This window comes from Streptococcus equinus (genome assembly GCF_900104225.1).
Taxonomy (GTDB): domain Bacteria; phylum Bacillota; class Bacilli; order Lactobacillales; family Streptococcaceae; genus Streptococcus; species Streptococcus equinus_D.
Genome location: NZ_FNJK01000014.1, coordinates 1 through 3,089 on the forward strand (window position 1 = coordinate 1; position 3,089 = coordinate 3,089).

General features: G+C 36.1%; 2 protein-coding genes. Both read right to left on the reverse strand.

Annotation, left to right across the window (positions count from 1 at the left end; genetic code table 11):
- A partial coding sequence (locus BLP98_RS09175; RefSeq protein ID WP_142349377.1) for a YSIRK-type signal peptide-containing protein occupies positions 1 to 2,875 on the reverse strand: 2,875 nt, incomplete at its 3' end.
- Positions 2,876 to 2,947: 72 nt separating this feature from the next.
- Positions 2,948 to 3,089: LPXTG cell wall anchor domain-containing protein (locus BLP98_RS09665; protein WP_142349378.1), on the reverse strand; the 142-nt coding region annotated here is incomplete at its 5' end.

A 3,089-nucleotide genomic window follows, 5' to 3' on the forward strand; every position in this document is an offset into this window, starting at 1 on the left:
CTACAACATCTGCTGATATGCTGATGTCATTGCCTTCTGAATCCACTGCCTTGTAGTGAACAACTACATCTCCCTTAACTGCTTCATAGTAGTAATTAATGACTGCAGTCTTTCCACTTGTGATACTTCCTGTTTCTCCACCAGAGATAAAGATATTTTTATCATCAGTATCTGACAAGACACCATCCGTATATGCATGCGGATTTGTGTCAGAGGTTACCAAACGGTAAACCGTACCATCTGATGTAGTAATAGTTTCTGGTCGCAAATCAATTGTACTATAAGAGGTCCCGGGCTCTAAATCATTTGAATCTACTTCTTCGATTGATACACTGGCCTTAGTTATTCCACTCGTATCGCCAGAAATTAATCCTAATACGTTACCTTGGTTATCAACAGAATGATAGCGAATAACTACATCCCCTGCTTTTTGATAAACGTAAGTAATGTTTTTATTAGTCATCGCTTCAACATTTCCTGTTTCAGCAAAAGTATATGTCTCCAACATATTATCAACCACACTGTCTGCAGTCAATATCTGTTTAACTCCGTTATTTTGAGTGACAAGATAATAAACTGTACCATCTGGCGTAGTGATTTTTGAAGGTTTTAAAGAAGCAGTACTTGTATCATAAATTGAATTAGATTCTCCATGATCTACTGCACTCACACTATCTGCAATAACATTGCCATCTGTATCTTCATAGTGAACAGCTACACTACCTTTTTCCACATAATACCAATTAACATGTTGATAATTATAGGCATTATCATTAGCTAATTGAACATTCATGCCTCCAATTCGACTAGGTACTGTTACAACCTCTCCAGTAGAGCTTGTATAACTTTCGTTAGCAGAAACTAAAAGTGGAACTGCTAAAGCGCCATAAGTTTTCCCAGTTGACGCTGGGCGTGTGTAAGCCCAACGATCACTATAAGTAGTCTGGTTTCCGACATTACCAACAACTCTGTTACCAGTTTGTGTACCACCACTACTTTCCACAATATTTCGCAACTCTTCAAGAGTATCATCAGAAACACCATTAGCATTATTTTTCTCAATAGTGGCCATAAGTTTGTTAAAATCATCAGACTTGAAGTCTAAAGAGAAAAATTCGTTATTAAATTCACCTGGAGCAATCGCTTCAGTTCGATAAAGAAGCTTGAAACTATGCTCTTTAAGATCAGATTCTAAAACAAGAGACTTATCTGCAGATCTACCTTGATCAAAATCATCTTTTGCATTTGGTTGGGTAATATCCAAAATCCAAACTTCTATTGCAACAGAACCATCTTCTGAGATCACCTCTTTTATTCGCTTAATTTGGTTACTACCTGAATTATTCTGGCTTCTGTCCCCTACCGTATAATCATCAACAAGATAAGTATTTATTTTATTTTGATTATCATAAGGAGATTCGATTAGCTCATATTTATCGTAGTCTAATTTACCAGAAGCCTCAAAAACATTACCACTATACCCAATTTGCTTTAATAAAGCAAGAAGTCGCTCATTAGTAACTATACCATCTGCAAATTTGTCAGTAGAAAGTGATTTGTAGCTAATATAATCAGATTCTGACATGTTATTTTTATTAGCTTCTAACCATGCTTGATAAGTTGAATAATCAACTACATAATAATTATTAGTCTGTTCTGTTAATTTTGGAATATTGAAATTTCCTGATGAAACTGCTGTACCGACTGTAGTTTGAGAAAGCAAATTAAGAAGATAGACATTATAATTTTTACTATTTGATTTTATATTTCTAACTGTGACAGAACCTTCACTAATATCAATCGAATAATTAGCATTATCGCGATCAGAATTTACTGCCTCTGTTAGGGTATCAAAAGTAATACTTCCAGCAGAACCGATACTATATACTTTCTGCTCTTGCCACCCTAAATTATTAATATTTTTGAGTGTAAAGTAAAGGGTATATGACTCAGTATCACGAGACAAAACAATATAATAACCTGTATTGTTACGTTCGTTATAATCTCCTGTTGCTTGATCATCTTCACCATCTTCCGGTTGTCCTAACCACAAAACACCGTAAGTCAAACGGTTCTGATTAGTATCAATTTCAATCTTGGAAGTATCAAACTTTGCTTTATCTGCATCACTCACATATTCAAGAGTCACTGAGGGTCCTACAATCTGTTGCTTAATCTTAGCTAAAGCTTCGGCCTCATCCTTATTATTAGGATTTTCATTAATAGTCCACTCTTTATCAACGGGTACATCTTCAGACGACACAGTATCCTTACCATCCTCAGCTTGGGGAGCATTAAAATCAGTTTTTGCCTTAGATTCTGTATCTGACCCACTCTCACCATTTGTACGTAAAGTACTTGTTTTAACAAGTGTTTCAGTTCCAGCAATTTCTGATACTTTACTATCTTCAACTATCGCGTCTGATTTTGAAGTCTCATCTTCAGGAACCTCTGTGGCATCAATGGTTACTTCTTCTGGCGTCACCTGACTAACGTCCTCAGTTAATTGAGAAAAATCTGTTGTTTCATTAGTTCTTGTTGTAACTGCTTGATTTGACTCAGAAATCGATTTTTCTGCTTCAGAGCTGAGACTATTACCGTATGCTGCATCTTCGTTGCTATCAGCATTTGAAGAACTATCAGAAAGTTCTGACTGAACCGCTTCACTTGGTTCGCTTTCAATAATTGCAACTTGATCTGAACTTGTTGCATCAGTCACACTATCTGCAACAGCCCTAACTCCCCCTCCTAAAATCATAAATGCAGCAATTGCTACTGAAGCAACACCAACATTCAATTTTCGGATAGAATAACGATATTTTTTTTCACAATGCCCTTCTTCTAGTGATTTCTTAATTATAAACTTCTTTTTCATATCCTTTCCCCCTCATTTAATAAAAGGCTCCCAAAAAAGTGAGAGCCTTTAGGAGTAAAGAATTACCTTATCCTATTTTTTATTACGACGTTTCTTACCACTGGCAAGGCCAAATGAAGTAAGGATTGAGATAATTCCTGCAAAACCTGCTCCGCTTAATGAAGCACTATTTGTCTTAGGAAGTTCTTTCTTAACTCTCGCTACCGCCTGAGCT